We start from the raw sequence: 14,122 nt of genomic DNA, 5'->3' as shown, positions 1-14,122 counted from the left end.
TGCACGTGAGACTATCTAGCAGATCAGTCCTGTCCTGACCAGAGCCGAGGTTCGTGTATGGCGGAAGCCAATACGCAAAAGGCCAAAACCCAGTTCGGCTATCGCCGCCACTCCGACCAGGACCGCCCCGGCCAAAGCCCGGCCGAGCATCCGGTCGTGGTCGTCGGTGCCGGCCCTGTCGGGCTGTCGCTGGCAATCGATCTCGCCCAGCGCGGCCAGCGCGTCGTGCTCCTGGACGATGCCGACCGCATCGGCGAGGGTTCGCGCGCGATCTGCTTCTCGAAGCGCTCGCTGGAATACTGGGACCGGCTCGGCGTTGCTGACCGCATGGTCGACAAGGGCGTGGTGTGGAGCGTCGGCCGCATCTTTCATGGCGAGTCCCAGCTCTATCAGTTCAACCTGCTGCCTGAGGATGGCCATAAGCGGCCGGCCTTCATCAATCTCCAGCAATATTACGCCGAGGCCTATCTGGTCGATCGCATCAGCGATCTGCCTGGGATCGACCTGCGCTGGCGCAACAAGGTGACGGCGCTCGAGCAGCGCAATGATTCCGCTCTGCTGACGATCGAGACGCCTGAAGGGGCCTATCGCCTGAACGCGCAATATGTCGTCGCCTGCGACGGCGCACGGTCCTCGCTGCGGCAGATGGTCGGCGCCGAGTTTGCTGGACAAGTGTTCGAGGACCAGTTCCTGATCGCCGACGTCAAGATGACCGCGGAATTTCCGACCGAGCGCTGGTTCTGGTTCGATCCGCCGTTTCATGCGGGACGCTCCGCGCTGCTGCACCGGCAGCCCGACGACGTCTGGCGCATCGATCTCCAGCTCAACCGCTACGCCGATCCGGTCGTCGAGAAGAAGCCCGAGAATGTGCGGCCGCGCATCGCGCGCATGCTCGGTCACGACAAATTCGAGTTCGAGTGGATTTCGCTCTACAAGTTCCAGTGCCGGCGGATGGATCGCTTCATCCACGGCCGCGTGATCTTTGCGGGCGATTCCGCCCATCAGGTCTCGCCCTTCGGCGCGCGCGGAGCGAACTCGGGACTCGAGGACGCCGAGAATCTGTCCTGGAAGCTCGACCGCGTGCTGCGCGGCGCCTCCCCCGCGAGCCTGCTCGAGACCTATCATGTCGAGCGGAGCTTAGCTGCCGACGAGAACATCCGCGAATCCACCCGCTCGACCGACTTCATGGCGCCGAACTCGCATCAGGAAGCGCGGCTGCGCAAGGCGGTGCTGTCGCTCGCCAGGGAAACCGAGTTCGGCAAGCGCATGGTCAATGGCGGTCGGCTGTCGGTGCCGTGCAGCTACGACTCGCCGCTGTCATCGCGCGATGCGGATTCCTGGCGCGGTGGACCGTCGCCTGGCTGTTCCATGCTCGATGCACCGGTGACGACACGCGCGGGCGAGCAGGCTTATCTGACGGATGCGTTCCGCAGGGGTGGAGCGGACTTCACCCTGCTCTCGTTCAGCAATGCCGCAGCGATCGACGCGCCGGATGGCGTGAAGGACATCCGCATCGGCGGCGATGGCGGGCTTGCCGATCCCCAGGGCCTTGTTGCCAGGCGCTACGACGCCGAGCCTGATACGGCCTATCTGCTCAGGCCAGACGGCTATGTCGCGGCGCGCTTCCGCCATCCGACGCGGGAGGCGATCGCCGCCGCGCTGTCGCGGGCCCAAGGCTTGAATTGAAAGGTTTGAATCGAGGTTTTAGATGCCGCTCTCCACCAGCTCCAACTTCGCGCGGCCCGACGACGCCTTTCGCGCCATCGTCGAGGCGCATCGTGGCCTCACCGACGAGCAGAGCGCCGATTTCGACGCGGCGCTGGTGCTGATCCTGGCCAACCATATCGGCGACATCGACGTGCTCAGGGACGCGCTCGTGCTGGCGAAACGCCGTATGATCGATGGCCAGCAGCAACAGCAGCAACAACAATAACCCAGAGCTCAAAGCAAAGACTTGAGGATGAACTGATGGCGAAGAACTTTGCATCTACCGGCGATCTCTCCGAGAAGAAGATCACCTTCTCCGAGATCGGCACCGATCTCTACGCCTTCACCGCCGAGGGCGATCCGAACACGGCCGTCATCGTCGGCGACGACGGCTGTCTCGTGTTCGACGCGCAGGCGACGCCGGCGATGGCCAACAAGGTGATCGAGCGCGTCCGCACCGTCACCGACAAGCCGATCAAATATGTCGTGCTGTCGCACTATCACGCCGTGCGGGTGCTGGGCGCGTCCGCCTACAAGGCGCAAGGCATCGTCGCCTCGCAGGAGACCTATCGTCTCATCGAAGAGCGCGGCAAGCAGGATTGGGATTCCGAGTACGGCCGCTTCCCGCGCCTGTTCCAGGACGCGCAGAGCATTCCCGGCCTGACCTGGCCGACGCTCACCTTCGAAGGCGAGATGTCGATCTATCTGGGAAAACGCGAAGTGCGCCTGATGCAACTCGGTGCCGGCCACACCTCCGGCGACATCGTCGCCTGGGTGCCCGATGCCGAAGTCATGTTCTCCGGTGATCTCATCGAGTATCACTCCGCCTGCTATTGCGGCGACGCGCATTTGCGCGAATGGCCGATGACGCTGAACGAGATCCGAAATTTCAATCCGAAGGCGATTGCGCCCGGCCGCGGCGATGCGCTGAAGGGCGCGGCCACGGTGCGTGAAGCCATCGCGATGACGCGCGACTTCGTGACCTCGCTCTACGGTGCCGCCGAAATCTCGGTCGCCAAGGGGCGCACGCTGAAGGAATCGATGGCGGCAACGCGCGAGGTGATGGATCCGAAATTCCACAGTTTCGCCATCTACGAGCACTGCCTGCCGTTCAACGTGTCGCGTGCCTATGACGAAGCGTCGGGGATCGACGATCCCGTGATCTGGACCGACAAGCGCGACCAGGAAATGTGGGCAGCCCTGCAAGGAGGAGGATAGTCATGAACATCAATACCTCGCCCGATCAGATCGTCCGCAGCTCGGCGCAAGTCACGCCGGGCTACATGTCCGGCTTCGGCAACAGTTTCGAAACCGAGGCTCTGCCAGGCGCGCTGCCGATCGGGCGCAACTCGCCGCAGCGCTGCGCCTATGGCCTCTATGCCGAGCAACTCTCCGGCTCGCCCTTCACTGCGCCGCGCGGCACGAATGAGCGCTCCTGGCTCTATCGCATCCGCCCTTCGGTGAAGCATTCCGGTCGCTTCGAGAAGATTGATGCCGGGCTGTGGCGCTCGGCGCCTTGCCATGAATACGATCTGCCGATCGCGCAGTTGCGCTGGGATCCGACGCCGCTGCCGAAGGAGGACGTTACCTTCGTCCAGGGCGTGCAGACGATGACGACGGCGGGTGACGTGAACACGCAGGCCGGCATGGCCGCGCATGTCTACCTCGTCACCAGGTCGATGGTCGACCAGCATTTCTACAATGCCGACGGCGAGCTGATGTTCGTGCTCCAGCAGGGCAACTTGCGCATCGTCACCGAGTTCGGCCGCATCGATGCCGAGCCCGGCGAGATCGTGGTGATCCCGCGCGGCGTGAAATTCCGCGTCGAGATTCCGAACGGTCCGGCGCGCGGCTATCTCTGCGAGAACTATGGCGGCGCCTTCACGCTGCCGGAGCGGGGGCCGATTGGCGCCAATTGCCTCGCCAATGCGCGCGACTTCCTTACACCCGTTGCCAATTACGAGGACAAGGACACGCCGACCGAGCTGTTCGTGAAATGGGGCGGCTCGCTGTTCAAGACCACGCTGCCGCATTCGCCGATCGACGTGGTCGCCTGGCACGGCAATTACGCGCCGTACAAATACGATCTGCGCACCTTCTCGCCAGTCGGCGCGATCGGCTTCGACCATCCCGATCCCTCGATCTTCACGGTGCTGACCTCGCCGTCGGAGACTGCCGGTACCGCGAATATCGACTTCGTCATCTTCCCCGAGCGCTGGATGGTCGCCGACAACACCTTCCGGCCGCCCTGGTATCACATGAACATCATGAGCGAGTTCATGGGCCTGATCTACGGCGTCTACGACGCCAAGCCGCAGGGGTTCGTTCCGGGCGGGATGAGCCTGCACAATTGCATGCTGCCGCACGGCCCCGACCGCGACGCCTTCGAGCACGCCAGCAACGGCGAGCTGAAGCCGGTGAAGCTCACGGGCACCATGGCCTTCATGTTCGAGACCCGCTACCCGCAGCGCGTCACGGCGCATGCCGCGAACGCGTCGACGCTGCAGGACGATTACGCGGATTGCTGGAAGGGCCTCGAGAAGCGGTTCGATCCGAACCGGCCGTAGCTCGCTTTCCCGCTCCCCTTGTGGGAGAGGGTGGCTCGCCGCGTAGCGGTGAGACGGGTGAGGGGTTCTCTCCGCGAGTGAACCTCTTTCTTTTGAACTCGCGGATAGAACCCCTCATCCGGCGCTTCGCGCCACCTTCTCCCGCAGGGGGAGAAGGAAATAGGACCGAGCGAAAAGTGACAACCCACCCCAACGACCCCAGCCTCCGCTCCTTCATCGAGGTCGATCCTTCCTCCGACTTCCCGATCCAGAACCTGCCCTATGGCGTGTTCTCGACCGCAGCGAACCCGACGCCGCGCGTCGGCGTTGCGATCGGGAATTACGTGCTCGATCTCTGGGAACTGGAGCAGGACTCGCGGCTCGATGTCGGCGCGCTCGGCGTGTTCTCGGGGCCGTCGCTCAATGCATTCATGGCGCTCGGGCCGAAGGTCTGGACCAGGACACGGGCGCGGATCAGCGAGCTGTTGCGCCACGATGATCCGGAGCTGCGCGACAACGACGAGCTGCGCAGGCAGGCGCTGGTGCCGATGCGCGATGCAAGACTGCATCTGCCGTTCGCGGTTTCCGGCTACACCGATTTCTATTCATCCAAAGAGCACGCCACCAATGTCGGCGTGATGTTCCGCGGCAAGGACAATGCGCTGCAGCCGAACTGGCTGCACATGCCGATCGCCTACAATGGCCGTGCCTCCACGGTTGTGGTGTCCGGCACCAAGGTGAAGCGGCCGCGCGGGCAGCTGAAGCCGCCGAACGTGGAGGTGCCGAGCTTCGGCCCCTGCAAGCGGCTCGATTTCGAGCTGGAGATGGGCGTGGTGATCGGCCAGCCCTCGCCGATCGGCGGCATGCTCACGGAGAGCCAGGCCGAGGAGATGATCTTCGGCTTCGTGCTGCTCAACGACTGGAGCGCGCGCGACATCCAGCAATGGGAGTATGTGCCGCTCGGCCCGTTCCTCGCCAAGGCGTTCGCGACCTCGATCAGCCCGTGGGTGGTGACGCGCGAGGCGCTGGAGCCGTTCCGCCTGAACGGGCCGGCGCAGCAGCCGGTGCCGCTGGATTATCTCAGGCAGGCGAGGCCGCAGAACTACGACCTGGAGCTGGATGTCTCCCTGCGCGCGGCCGGTGCCAATTCGCCCACGCGCATCAGCCGCACCAATTTCAAATACATGTACTGGTCCTCGGTGCAGCAGTTGATGCACCACGCGTCCTCCGGCTGCGCCATGAATGTCGGCGATCTTCTCGGCAGCGGCACCATATCCGGCCCGGAGAAGAACCAGCGCGGCAGCTTGCTCGAGATCAGCTGGAACGGCACCGAGCCGGTCGAGCTGCCCGGCGGCGCCCGGCGCTCGTTCCTTGAGGACGGCGACAGCCTCGTCATGCGCGGCTGGTGCCAGGGCAGCGGCTATCGCGTCGGCTTCGGCGAGGTCGAGGGGACGATATTGGCGGCGGATTAGCTATCGCTTCTCCGGCGGCACGTCGCGCACCCGCGCGCAATGCGCGGCGACGTCGTCAAGGCTGTACTTCAAATGCACGCGCTTGTCGGACGGCGCCTGCTTGCTCGTGCACACGCCCGGCCGCCATTCCTGCGTCGGCCTGATCGGGCGCGGGGCAAAGCCGCCGCCGCAATTCGGGCAGACGTTGAAGAGCTTCGTCTCGACGCACTCCGCACAGAACGTGCATTCATAGGAGCAGATCCGCGCATCCGTTGCATCAGGCGGCAAGTCGCGGTCGCAATATTCGCAGTTCGGTCGCAGCTGGAGGGCCATCGCTGAGTCTCCCGGATTGACGGCGATCATCGCAGATCGCTCGCGTTGCGCGAATGGCGTAGTTCCCTCGATTTCAGCCAGCCTTCAAATCCTTCAGCGGCAGCTTTGCGCTTTCCTTCAGCCGGTCCAGCACGATGGATGAGCGCACATGCGCCACGCTCTGGTGCGGCATCAGCACGTCGTTGACGAGATTCGAGAGCCCCTTGAGGTCGCGCAGCACGGCTTTGAGCACGTAGTCTGCATCGCCCGTCAGTGAATAGGCCTCCTGGATCTCGTCGATCCGGTTCACCAGCGATCGAAATCGCTTGGAATTGTCCGGCGAGTGGGTCGCAAGCCCCACCTGGATGAAGGCGATCACGCCGAAGCCGAGCGCCTCGCTGGAGAGGTCGGCGTGATAGCCCGCAATCACCTTCTCCTCTTCCAGCCGCATTCGCCGGCGCGAGCATTGCGAGGCGGAGAGTCCTGCAAGCTCCGCCAGTTCCTGGTTGGTGAGGCGGCCATCATCCTGGAGCGCGCCGAGGATCTTGAGGTCGAAGGCATCCACTGAAATCATGCGACTTTTGTCCAATTCATGCACGGATCGTGCATAGAATAGCGAAATCGCGCCCCATTTGCACGCCCATTGCACGCGGCATGAAGGATAGTTCCAGCCAGCAGCAAATCCGGGAGAACACCATGGGTCCGTTTCCGCACGATGCACCGCCCGCCACGATCAGCGCCGACAATCCGATGGGCACCGACGGGTTCGAGTTCGTCGAATATGCGCATCCCAATCCGCAGGAACTGCACGATCTGTTCAAGCTGATGGGCTATGCGCCCGTCGCGCGTCACAAGACCAAGAAGATCACGGTCTATCGCCAGGGCGACATCAACTATCTCGTCAACGAGGAGCCCGGCACCCACGGCACCGAGTTCGTCGCAGCGCACGGTCCCTGCGCGCCGTCGATGGCGTTCCGTGTGGTCGATGCGAGGGCGGCCTATGACCGCGCCATCGCGCTCGGCGCCGAGCCTGCGGAAGCTTCGTCCGCACAGAAGACGCTCGACGCGCCCGCGATCAAGGGCATCGGCGGCAGCCTGCTCTATTTCGTCGATCGCTACGGCGCCAAGGGCTCGGCCTATGATGCCGAGTTCGATTGGCTGGGTGCGCGCGATCCGCGGCCCGTCGGCGCCGGCCTGTTCTATCTCGATCACCTCACCCATAACGTCCATCGCGGCCGCATGGATGTCTGGACGAGCTTTTACGAGAAACTGTTCAACTTCCGCCAGATCCGCTTTTTCGACATCGAGGGCCGCGCGTCCGGCCTGTTCTCGCGCGCGCTGACCAGCCCCGACGGCAAGATCCGGATTCCGATCAACGAGGATGCCGGCGATTCCGGCCAGATCGAGGAATATCTGACGATCTATCGCGGCGAGGGCATCCAGCACATCGCCTGCGGTTGCCGCGACATCCATCGCACGATCGAAGGCCTGCGCGAAGCCGGCCTGCCCTTCATGCCGTCGCCGCCGGAGACCTATTTCGAGCGGATCGATGCGCGCCTGCCCAAGCATGGCGAAGATGTCGCACGCTTGCAGAAGAACGGCATCCTGATCGACGGTGAGGGCGTGGTCGATGGCGGCCAGACCAAGGTGCTGCTGCAGATCTTCTCGGCCAACGCGATCGGCCCGATCTTCTTCGAGTTCATCCAGCGCAAGGGCGACGACGGCTTCGGCGAGGGCAATTTCAAGGCCCTGTTCGAGTCGATCGAGGAGGATCAGATCCGCCGCGGGGTGTTGAAGGTGGACAACGCGGCGTAGGCCACCCTACGCGATGGCTGCGGCGGCCGGACCTATCGCTTCCACGCCGCAGTCACCGCGCCAATGTCCGCGCCTTCCGGCTCCCGGACCGTGGACTGCGTGCGCGAGAAGCGCGGCGCCGGCGCGGGCTGCTTCACGCCGTGGCGCTCGATGAAGACGTTGCGGGCGACCATGTGCGGATGCTCGGTCGCCTCCGACATGGTCAGAACGGGCGCGAAGCAGATGTCGGTGCCTTCCATGATCTTGCACCAGTCCTCGCGCGTCTTGCTCTTGAACACGGCCTTCAGCTTCTCCTTCAGCGCGGGCCAGGCCTTGGGGTCCATCTGCGCGTCGAAGTCGGCGTCGGTGAGGCCCGCGTGCTGGCGCAGCAGCGCGTAGAATTGCGGCTCGATCGAGCCGATCGAAACGAAGTGGCCGCAGGCGCATTCGTAGACGCCATAGAAGTGGGCGCCGCCGTCGAGGAAATTCCGGTCGCGGCCTTCGGTCCAGCGGCCGAGCGTCTTCATGTCGAAGAAGAACGACATCAGCGATGCCGCGCCGTCGCACATGGCGGCGTCGACCACCTGGCCCTTGCCGGACTTCTGGGCTTCCAGCAGCGCGGCGAGCACGCCGACGACGAGATAGAGCGCGCCGCCGCCGAAATCGCCGACCAGGTTGAGCGGCGGCACCGGCGCTTCCCTGGTGCCGATCGCGGCGAGCGCACCGGTGATCGAGATGTAGTTGATGTCGTGGCCGGCGGCGTTGGCGAGCGGGCCTTCCTGGCCCCAGCCGGTCATGCGGCCGTAGACGAGCTTCGGGTTGCGTGCGAGCACGACATCGGGCCCGAGGCCGAGCCGCTCCATCACGCCGGGGCGAAAGCCTTCGACCAGCGCGTCGGCGCTGGCGAGCAGGTCGAGCACCTGCCCGATCGCCGCCTTGTCCTTGAGATCGAGCTCGATCACCTTGCGGCCGCGGCCCGCGACCGACTTCATGCTCTTCTTCGCGCCGACGCGGTCGAGCGTGACGACGTCGGCGCCCATGTCTGCCAGCATCATGCAGGCGAAAGGGCCGGGCCCGATACCGGCGAATTCGACGATGCGGAAGCCCGCGAGCGGGCCTGAGGTGCGGACGGACGCGGAGGGGGCTGGTTTATCGAGCACGTGCTTGTTTCCTCGGGTCGCGGGCGGTGCCGATGTTCCGGCAACGCCTCGGACATTCCTCTCTGGGCGATTTAATTGGCTGATTAACTTTTCCTGCCTTCACGCCAGCGAGGCAAGCGCTTTTCATGCATGGGCGCATAATAAAAAGCGGCGCGCATTGCTGCGCGCCGCGGAAGAATTGTGTTGAGGCGCTAGAGAGCGATGGTCAGCTTGCGGCCACCGCGCGCTGCGCCATCACCTTGACGAGGTTGGCGCGGTACTCCGCCGTGCCGTGGATGTCGGCCAGCAATCCGGTCGCAGGAATGCTGACGCTGTCGAGCGCCGACGGCGACCAGTTCGCCTTCAGCGCGGCTTCGATCGCGCCAACCCGCATCACGCCGCTCTGCGAGGCGCCGGTCGCGGCGACGCGGATCTCGCCCGACTTCGTCTGTGCGACGAAGACCGCGGTGAGCGCGAAGCGCGAGGCCGGATGCCGCATCTTGGCGTAGCCTGCCTTGGCCGGAACCGGGAACGATACGGCAGTGATGATCTCGCCGTCTTCAAGCGCCGTCGTGAACAGGCCCTTGAAGAAATCATTCGCCGCGATCGACCGCTTGTTGGTCTTCACGGTGGCGCCGAGCGCGAGCAGCGCGGCCGGGTAGTCCGCGGCCGGATCGTTGTTGGCGATCGAGCCGCCGATGGTGCCGCGATAGCGCACGGCGGGGTCGCCGATCAGCGAGGCCAGATAGGCGAGCGCGGGGATCGCCTTCTTCGCGGCATCGCTGGTCGCCACGTCGTAATGCGGCGTGGCGGCCTTGATGGTCAGCGTGTCGCCCGCGGCCTCGACGCCGATCAGCTCCTTGATCTTGGCGACGTCGATGACGTCGGAAGGCCCCGCGAGCCGCTGCTTCATCACCGGCAGCAGCGTCTGGCCGCCAGCGATGAACTTCGCCTCGCTGCTTTTGCCGAAAAGGCTTGCGGCTTCGTCGACCGAGGAAGCGCGATGATAGTTGGTCTGGTACATCTTCGTTCCTCCCTCTCAAGCCGAATGGATCGTGCGCCACACCCGGTCAGGGGTTGCGGGCATTTCCAGGTTGTTCTTGCCGATCGCATCCGTGATCGCGTTGATCACGGCCGCAGAGGCGCCGATCGCGCCGGCCTCACCGCAACCCTTGATGCCGAGCGGATTGCCCGGGCACAGCGTCGTGGTGTGGGAGAGGTTGAAGGAGGGCACATCGTCGGCGCGCGGCATGGCGTAGTCCATGAACGAGGCCGTCACCGGCTGGCCGTTGCCGTCGTAGATCGCGTGCTCGAGCAGCGCCTGCCCGATGCCTTGAACCAGGCCGCCATGGACCTGGCCCTCGACGATCATCGGGTTGATCAGCCGGCCGAAATCGTCGGCGGCGACGAAGTTGACGAAAGAGGTCTTGCCGGTGCTGGGATCGACCTCGAGCTCGCAGATGTAGGCGCCGGCCGGGAAGGTGAAGTTGGTCGGGTCGTAGAAGGCGCTCTCCTTCAGGCCCGGCTCCATCCCGTCAGGCAGATTGTGCGCGGTGTAGGCCGCGAGCGCGACCATCGGCAGCGCAATCGCCTTGTCGGTGCCCGTCACCTTGAACTCGCCGTTCTCGATGACGATGTCGGCTTCCGAGGCTTCCAGCGCATGGGCCGCGATCTTCTTGGCCTTGGACTCCATCTTCTCCATGGCCTTCAGGATCGCGGTGAGACCGACGGCCGCAGAGCGCGAGCCGTAGGTGCCCATGCCGAACTGCACCTTGTCGGTGTCGCCGTGGACGATCGAGACCTGGCTGATCGGAATGCCCAGGCGATCCGCGACGAGCTGGCAGAATGTCGTCTCGTGACCCTGGCCATGGCTGTGCGAGCCCGTGAGGATCTCGATGGTGCCGACCGGGTTGACCCGCACTTCCGCGGACTCCCAGAGGCCGACGCCGGCGCCCAGGCTGCCGACCGCCTTCGACGGCGCGATGCCGCAGGCCTCGATGTAGCAGGACACGCCGATGCCGCGCAGCTTGCCCTGCGACTTCGCCTGCGCCTTGCGCGCGGAGAAGCCGGCATAGTCGATCGCCTTCATCGCGGCGTCGAGCGAGGCATTAAAGTCGCCGGTGTCATAGGCCATGATCACGGGCGTCTGGTGCGGGAACTGGGTGATGAAGTTGGTCCGGCGCAGCTGGGCCGGATCGACCTTGAGCTGCCGCGCCGCCGTCTCCATCAGACGTTCGATGAGATAGCTGGCCTCGGGACGGCCCGCGCCGCGATAGGCGTCGACCGGCGTGGTGTTGGTGTAGACGCCGATCACTTCGGCATGGATCTGCGGGATGTTGTACTGGCCCGACAGCAGCGTCGCGTAGAGATAGGTCGGCACGGCTGACGAGAACAGCGACATGTAGGCGCCGAAATTGGCGTAGGTCTTCACCTTCAGCCCGACGATCTTGTTGTTGGCGTCGAACGCCATCTCGGCATGGGTGACGTGGTCGCGGCCATGCGCGTCGGTGAGGAAGGCCTCGGTGCGGTCGCTGGTCCATTTCACGGGGCGGCCGGTCCTCTTGGAGGCCCAGAGCGCGACCATCTCTTCCGGGTAGATGTAGATCTTGGAGCCGAAGCCGCCGCCGACGTCGGGTGCGATGACGCGCAGCTTGTGCTCGGGGGCGATGTTGTAGAACGCCGACAGCACGAGGCGGGCCACGTGCGGGTTCTGCGACGTCGTGTAGAGGGTGAAATGCTCCTCCGCGGTGTCGTAGTTGGCGATCGCCGAGCGCGGCTCCATCGGGTTCGGCGCCAGGCGATTGTTGGTGACATCCATCTTCACCACGTTCGCGGCCTTGGCGAAGGCGGCATCCGTCGCGGCCTCGTCGCCGATCACCCAGTCATAGACCTGGTTGCCGGGGGCCTCGGGATGGAGCTGTGGCGCGCCTGATTTGATGGCGGCATGGACGTCGGCGACCGCGGCAAGTTCCTCGTAGTCGACGACCACGGCTTCCGCCGCGTCACGCGCCAGATTCTTGCTCTCGGCGATCACGACCGCAACGGCCTGGCCCACGAAGCGCACGGTCTCCGGCGCCATCGCCGGCCATGCGCCCATCTTCATCGGGCTGCCGTCCTTGGAGGTGATGGCCCAGCCGCAGATGAGGTTGCCGACCTTGTCGTCGACGAGCTGCTGCCCGGTGAGCACCGCGACCACGCCCGGCATCTTCAGCGCGGCGGACGAGTCGATCTTCTTCACCCTGGCATGCGCGTGCGGGCTGCGGATGAAATGGGCAAAGGTCATGCCCTGTAGCTTGATGTCGTCGACGTACCGGCCCTTGCCGGTAATGAAACGCTTGTCTTCCTTGCGCACGACGCGTGCGCCGATGCCTTCAACACCCATGTCTGGTCCTCCCGACCGGAATTGTCTTGACCGCGCTTTCCCTCGAAAGCTGCAGCGGTGGTTGTTCTATCGAGGCGCGCCGCCTACTCGGCCGCCTGCGAGACCTTCATGCGTCCGGCTGCGTCCAGCACGGCTTTGACGATGTTGTGGTAACCGGTGCAGCGGCAGATATTGCCCTCGAGCTCGTGACGGACCGTGGCTTCGTCGAGCTGGCCACCGTGACGGTGCACGATGTCGATCGCCGACATGATCATGCCCGGCGTGCAATAGCCGCACTGCAGGCCGTGATTGTCGCGGAAGGCGGCCTGCATCGGGTGCAGCTCGTCGCCCTTGGCGATGCCTTCGATGGTGGTGACGCTGGCGCCGTCGGCCTGGCCGGCCAGCATGGTGCAGGACTTCACCGCCCTGCCGTCCAAGTGCACGACGCAGGCGCCGCACTGGCTGGTGTCGCAGCCGACATGGGTTCCGGTGAGGTTGAGGTGATCGCGCAGGACGTGAACCAGCAGCGTGCGGTCCTCGACGTCGACAGCAACGGCCTTGCCGTTCACCGTCAGTTTGACTGTAGACACGTGTGTACCTCCCGATGTTTGTCGTTATCCAATTAGAGACAGCGCGAACGGAACTTTGCAACTGAGATTTTGATGATCGCGTGTCATGGAAAGGTCACCGTGGCGGCCGTCGCAGATGTGCGATTCGGTCACGACTTTCCGTGGCGCCGCCGGCGCATGACGCGACCATGCAAGGACTTTCCGCTGCGCTGTAATCGCGCATGCGCGATGGCCACCGCGTAAGGCGATTGCCTGGTCGTGTCCGAGACCTCGGCCCGGTCGCGCGCCCGTTTCTCCCCTCAAATGCCTCGTTCGTTGCGCGAATAGGAGCACGCACCCGTGCCTTTGTAATCGCGATCTTGGTAGTAGGGGGTGGCGAGCTAAGTCATTGATTTCACGCGCGGCGATGCAGCGAACTCGGGCCGGCAAGTTGCGCGGGCGCGCGCCTTGGTTGCGGCCAGCAACGACGTTTCTCGCGTGAACGAGACGCCAGGACAAGCAGACCTAGTACTTCCTGGCGATTGATCGCTGCGCTACGCCACCCTAGTCGAGCCTCACAAGCAAAAGTGAAAGGGTGGACGCGATGCAGATGAACGACAGTCAACGTATCCCGGCGTCGAAGGCCAAAGTGTGGGCTGCGCTCAACGATCCCGACATTCTCCGGCGCTGCATTCCGGGCTGCCAATCGCTCGAGATGTCATCGCCGACGGAGATGGTTGCGACCGTGGTGCTGAAGGTCGGCCCGGTGAAGGCGACGTTCAGCGGCAAGGTGACGCTGACCGATATCGATGCGCCCAACGGTTATCGCATCATCGGCGAAGGCGCCGGCGGCGTCGCAGGCTTTGCCAAGGGCGGTGCGAAGGTCAGGCTCGAGGAAGAATCGCCCGAAATGACCATCCTGCACTACGAGGCCGAGGCGCAGATCGGTGGCAAGCTCGCGCAACTCGGCTCGCGGCTGATCGATTCGACGTCGCGCAAGCTCGCGGCGAATTTCTTCGAAAGCTTCGCGGCCGTGGTAGCGCCGACCGCGTGATTTCGAACCCATTGCCGACGCGCGCGGTAGCTCGTCTCAGTCGTCGTCCCGGATCTGCACGTCGCTTCGCTCCGCTTGTCCGGGACGACGGTCGAGTCCTGGGACTTCCCAAAATCCGATAGTCCGTTTCGAGCTGTAAAATAAGGGCAAGACGCAAGCTTCGACAACGAGATGCGCGGCCAAAGTCGCCAATGATTTGCACTACTACCT

The 14,122-nt window shown here is 64.4% G+C and carries 13 protein-coding genes; 7 read left to right on the top strand and 6 right to left on the bottom strand.

The window, feature by feature from the left end; all coding sequences use genetic code 11:
* Positions 1-57: 57 nt before the first annotated feature.
* The 5 genes from QY049_RS25910 to fahA all read left to right on the top strand — a co-directional run bounded on the left by QY049_RS25910 (position 58) and on the right by fahA (position 5,725).
* On the top strand, positions 58-1,686 hold the full coding sequence (locus tag QY049_RS25910) for an FAD-dependent oxidoreductase (protein WP_258764635.1): 1,629 nt from the start codon (positions 58-60) through the stop codon (positions 1,684-1,686).
* A gap of 22 nt (positions 1,687-1,708) precedes the next feature.
* Complete coding sequence (locus tag QY049_RS25905; RefSeq protein WP_258764636.1) at positions 1,709-1,933, top strand: DUF2783 domain-containing protein; 225 nt, start codon at positions 1,709-1,711, stop codon at positions 1,931-1,933.
* Between the two features lie 35 nt (positions 1,934-1,968).
* On the top strand, positions 1,969-2,925 hold the full coding sequence (locus QY049_RS25900; RefSeq protein ID WP_194479047.1) for an MBL fold metallo-hydrolase: 957 nt from the start codon (positions 1,969-1,971) through the stop codon (positions 2,923-2,925).
* Positions 2,926-2,927: 2 nt separating this feature from the next.
* Positions 2,928-4,274, top strand: coding sequence for a homogentisate 1,2-dioxygenase (hmgA, locus tag QY049_RS25895; RefSeq protein ID WP_258764640.1), 1,347 nt, complete (start codon positions 2,928-2,930; stop codon positions 4,272-4,274).
* 176 nt (positions 4,275-4,450) lie between these two features.
* A complete protein-coding gene (fahA, locus tag QY049_RS25890) occupies positions 4,451-5,725 on the top strand; it encodes a fumarylacetoacetase (RefSeq protein ID WP_258764642.1) in 1,275 nt (424 codons plus the stop codon).
* Here fahA and QY049_RS25885 read toward each other — a convergent pair whose 3' ends face one another.
* Positions 5,726-6,037: a DUF1272 domain-containing protein gene (locus QY049_RS25885; RefSeq protein ID WP_258764643.1), complete on the bottom strand. Its 312-nt coding sequence runs from the start codon at positions 6,035-6,037 to the stop codon at positions 5,726-5,728.
* A 73-nt stretch (positions 6,038-6,110) separates the two neighbouring features.
* On the bottom strand, positions 6,111-6,590 hold the full coding sequence (locus tag QY049_RS25880; protein ID WP_258764644.1) for an Lrp/AsnC family transcriptional regulator: 480 nt from the start codon (positions 6,588-6,590) through the stop codon (positions 6,111-6,113).
* A 122-nt stretch (positions 6,591-6,712) separates the two neighbouring features.
* Between QY049_RS25880 and hppD the strand changes: the two genes are divergently transcribed.
* Positions 6,713-7,831: a 4-hydroxyphenylpyruvate dioxygenase gene (gene hppD / locus QY049_RS25875; protein WP_258764647.1), complete on the top strand. Its 1,119-nt coding sequence runs from the start codon at positions 6,713-6,715 to the stop codon at positions 7,829-7,831.
* 32 nt (positions 7,832-7,863) lie between these two features.
* Here hppD and QY049_RS25870 read toward each other — a convergent pair whose 3' ends face one another.
* From QY049_RS25870 to QY049_RS25855, 4 genes are all read right to left on the bottom strand, one after another.
* The gene (locus QY049_RS25870; protein WP_258764648.1) at positions 7,864-8,970 is read right to left on the bottom strand and encodes a CaiB/BaiF CoA-transferase family protein; all 1,107 of its coding nucleotides are present in this window, start codon (positions 8,968-8,970) and stop codon (positions 7,864-7,866) included.
* Between the two features lie 205 nt (positions 8,971-9,175).
* On the bottom strand, positions 9,176-9,973 hold the full coding sequence (locus QY049_RS25865) for a xanthine dehydrogenase family protein subunit M (RefSeq protein WP_258764649.1): 798 nt from the start codon (positions 9,971-9,973) through the stop codon (positions 9,176-9,178).
* 15 nt (positions 9,974-9,988) lie between these two features.
* Positions 9,989-12,331, bottom strand: a complete 2,343-nt coding sequence (locus QY049_RS25860; protein WP_194479055.1) for a xanthine dehydrogenase family protein molybdopterin-binding subunit — start codon at positions 12,329-12,331, stop codon at positions 9,989-9,991.
* An 83-nt stretch (positions 12,332-12,414) separates the two neighbouring features.
* Entirely contained in the window at positions 12,415-12,900 is a 486-nt protein-coding gene (locus tag QY049_RS25855; protein WP_258764650.1) for a (2Fe-2S)-binding protein, read from the bottom strand.
* A gap of 562 nt (positions 12,901-13,462) precedes the next feature.
* Here QY049_RS25855 and QY049_RS25850 point away from each other — a divergent pair.
* Positions 13,463-13,912, top strand: a complete 450-nt coding sequence (locus QY049_RS25850; RefSeq protein ID WP_194479057.1) for a carbon monoxide dehydrogenase subunit G — start codon at positions 13,463-13,465, stop codon at positions 13,910-13,912.
* The last annotated feature ends 210 nt before the right edge of the window (positions 13,913-14,122 follow it).

The organism is Bradyrhizobium sp. WYCCWR 13022 (genome assembly GCF_030435535.1).
Classification (GTDB): domain Bacteria; phylum Pseudomonadota; class Alphaproteobacteria; order Rhizobiales; family Xanthobacteraceae; genus Bradyrhizobium.
This window is presented reverse-complemented; position numbering and strand designations above follow the sequence as displayed.

Excerpts from the sequence above, each read along its gene's own strand:
- hppD (WP_258764647.1), top strand. The coding sequence starts at position 6,713 with ATGGGTCCGTTTCCGCACGATGCACCGCCCGCCACGATCAGCGCCGAC.
- QY049_RS25905 (WP_258764636.1), top strand. The coding sequence starts at position 1,709 with ATGCCGCTCTCCACCAGCTCCAACTTCGCGCGGCCCGACGACGCCTTT.
- QY049_RS25860 (WP_194479055.1), bottom strand. The coding sequence starts at position 12,331 with ATGGGTGTTGAAGGCATCGGCGCACGCGTCGTGCGCAAGGAAGACAAG.
- QY049_RS25900 (WP_194479047.1), top strand. The coding sequence starts at position 1,969 with ATGGCGAAGAACTTTGCATCTACCGGCGATCTCTCCGAGAAGAAGATC.
- QY049_RS25880 (WP_258764644.1), bottom strand. The coding sequence starts at position 6,590 with ATGATTTCAGTGGATGCCTTCGACCTCAAGATCCTCGGCGCGCTCCAG.
- QY049_RS25885 (WP_258764643.1), bottom strand. The coding sequence starts at position 6,037 with ATGGCCCTCCAGCTGCGACCGAACTGCGAATATTGCGACCGCGACTTG.
- QY049_RS25910 (WP_258764635.1), top strand. The coding sequence starts at position 58 with ATGGCGGAAGCCAATACGCAAAAGGCCAAAACCCAGTTCGGCTATCGC.
- hmgA (WP_258764640.1), top strand. The coding sequence starts at position 2,928 with ATGAACATCAATACCTCGCCCGATCAGATCGTCCGCAGCTCGGCGCAA.
- QY049_RS25850 (WP_194479057.1), top strand. The coding sequence starts at position 13,463 with ATGCAGATGAACGACAGTCAACGTATCCCGGCGTCGAAGGCCAAAGTG.
- QY049_RS25865 (WP_258764649.1), bottom strand. The coding sequence starts at position 9,973 with ATGTACCAGACCAACTATCATCGCGCTTCCTCGGTCGACGAAGCCGCA.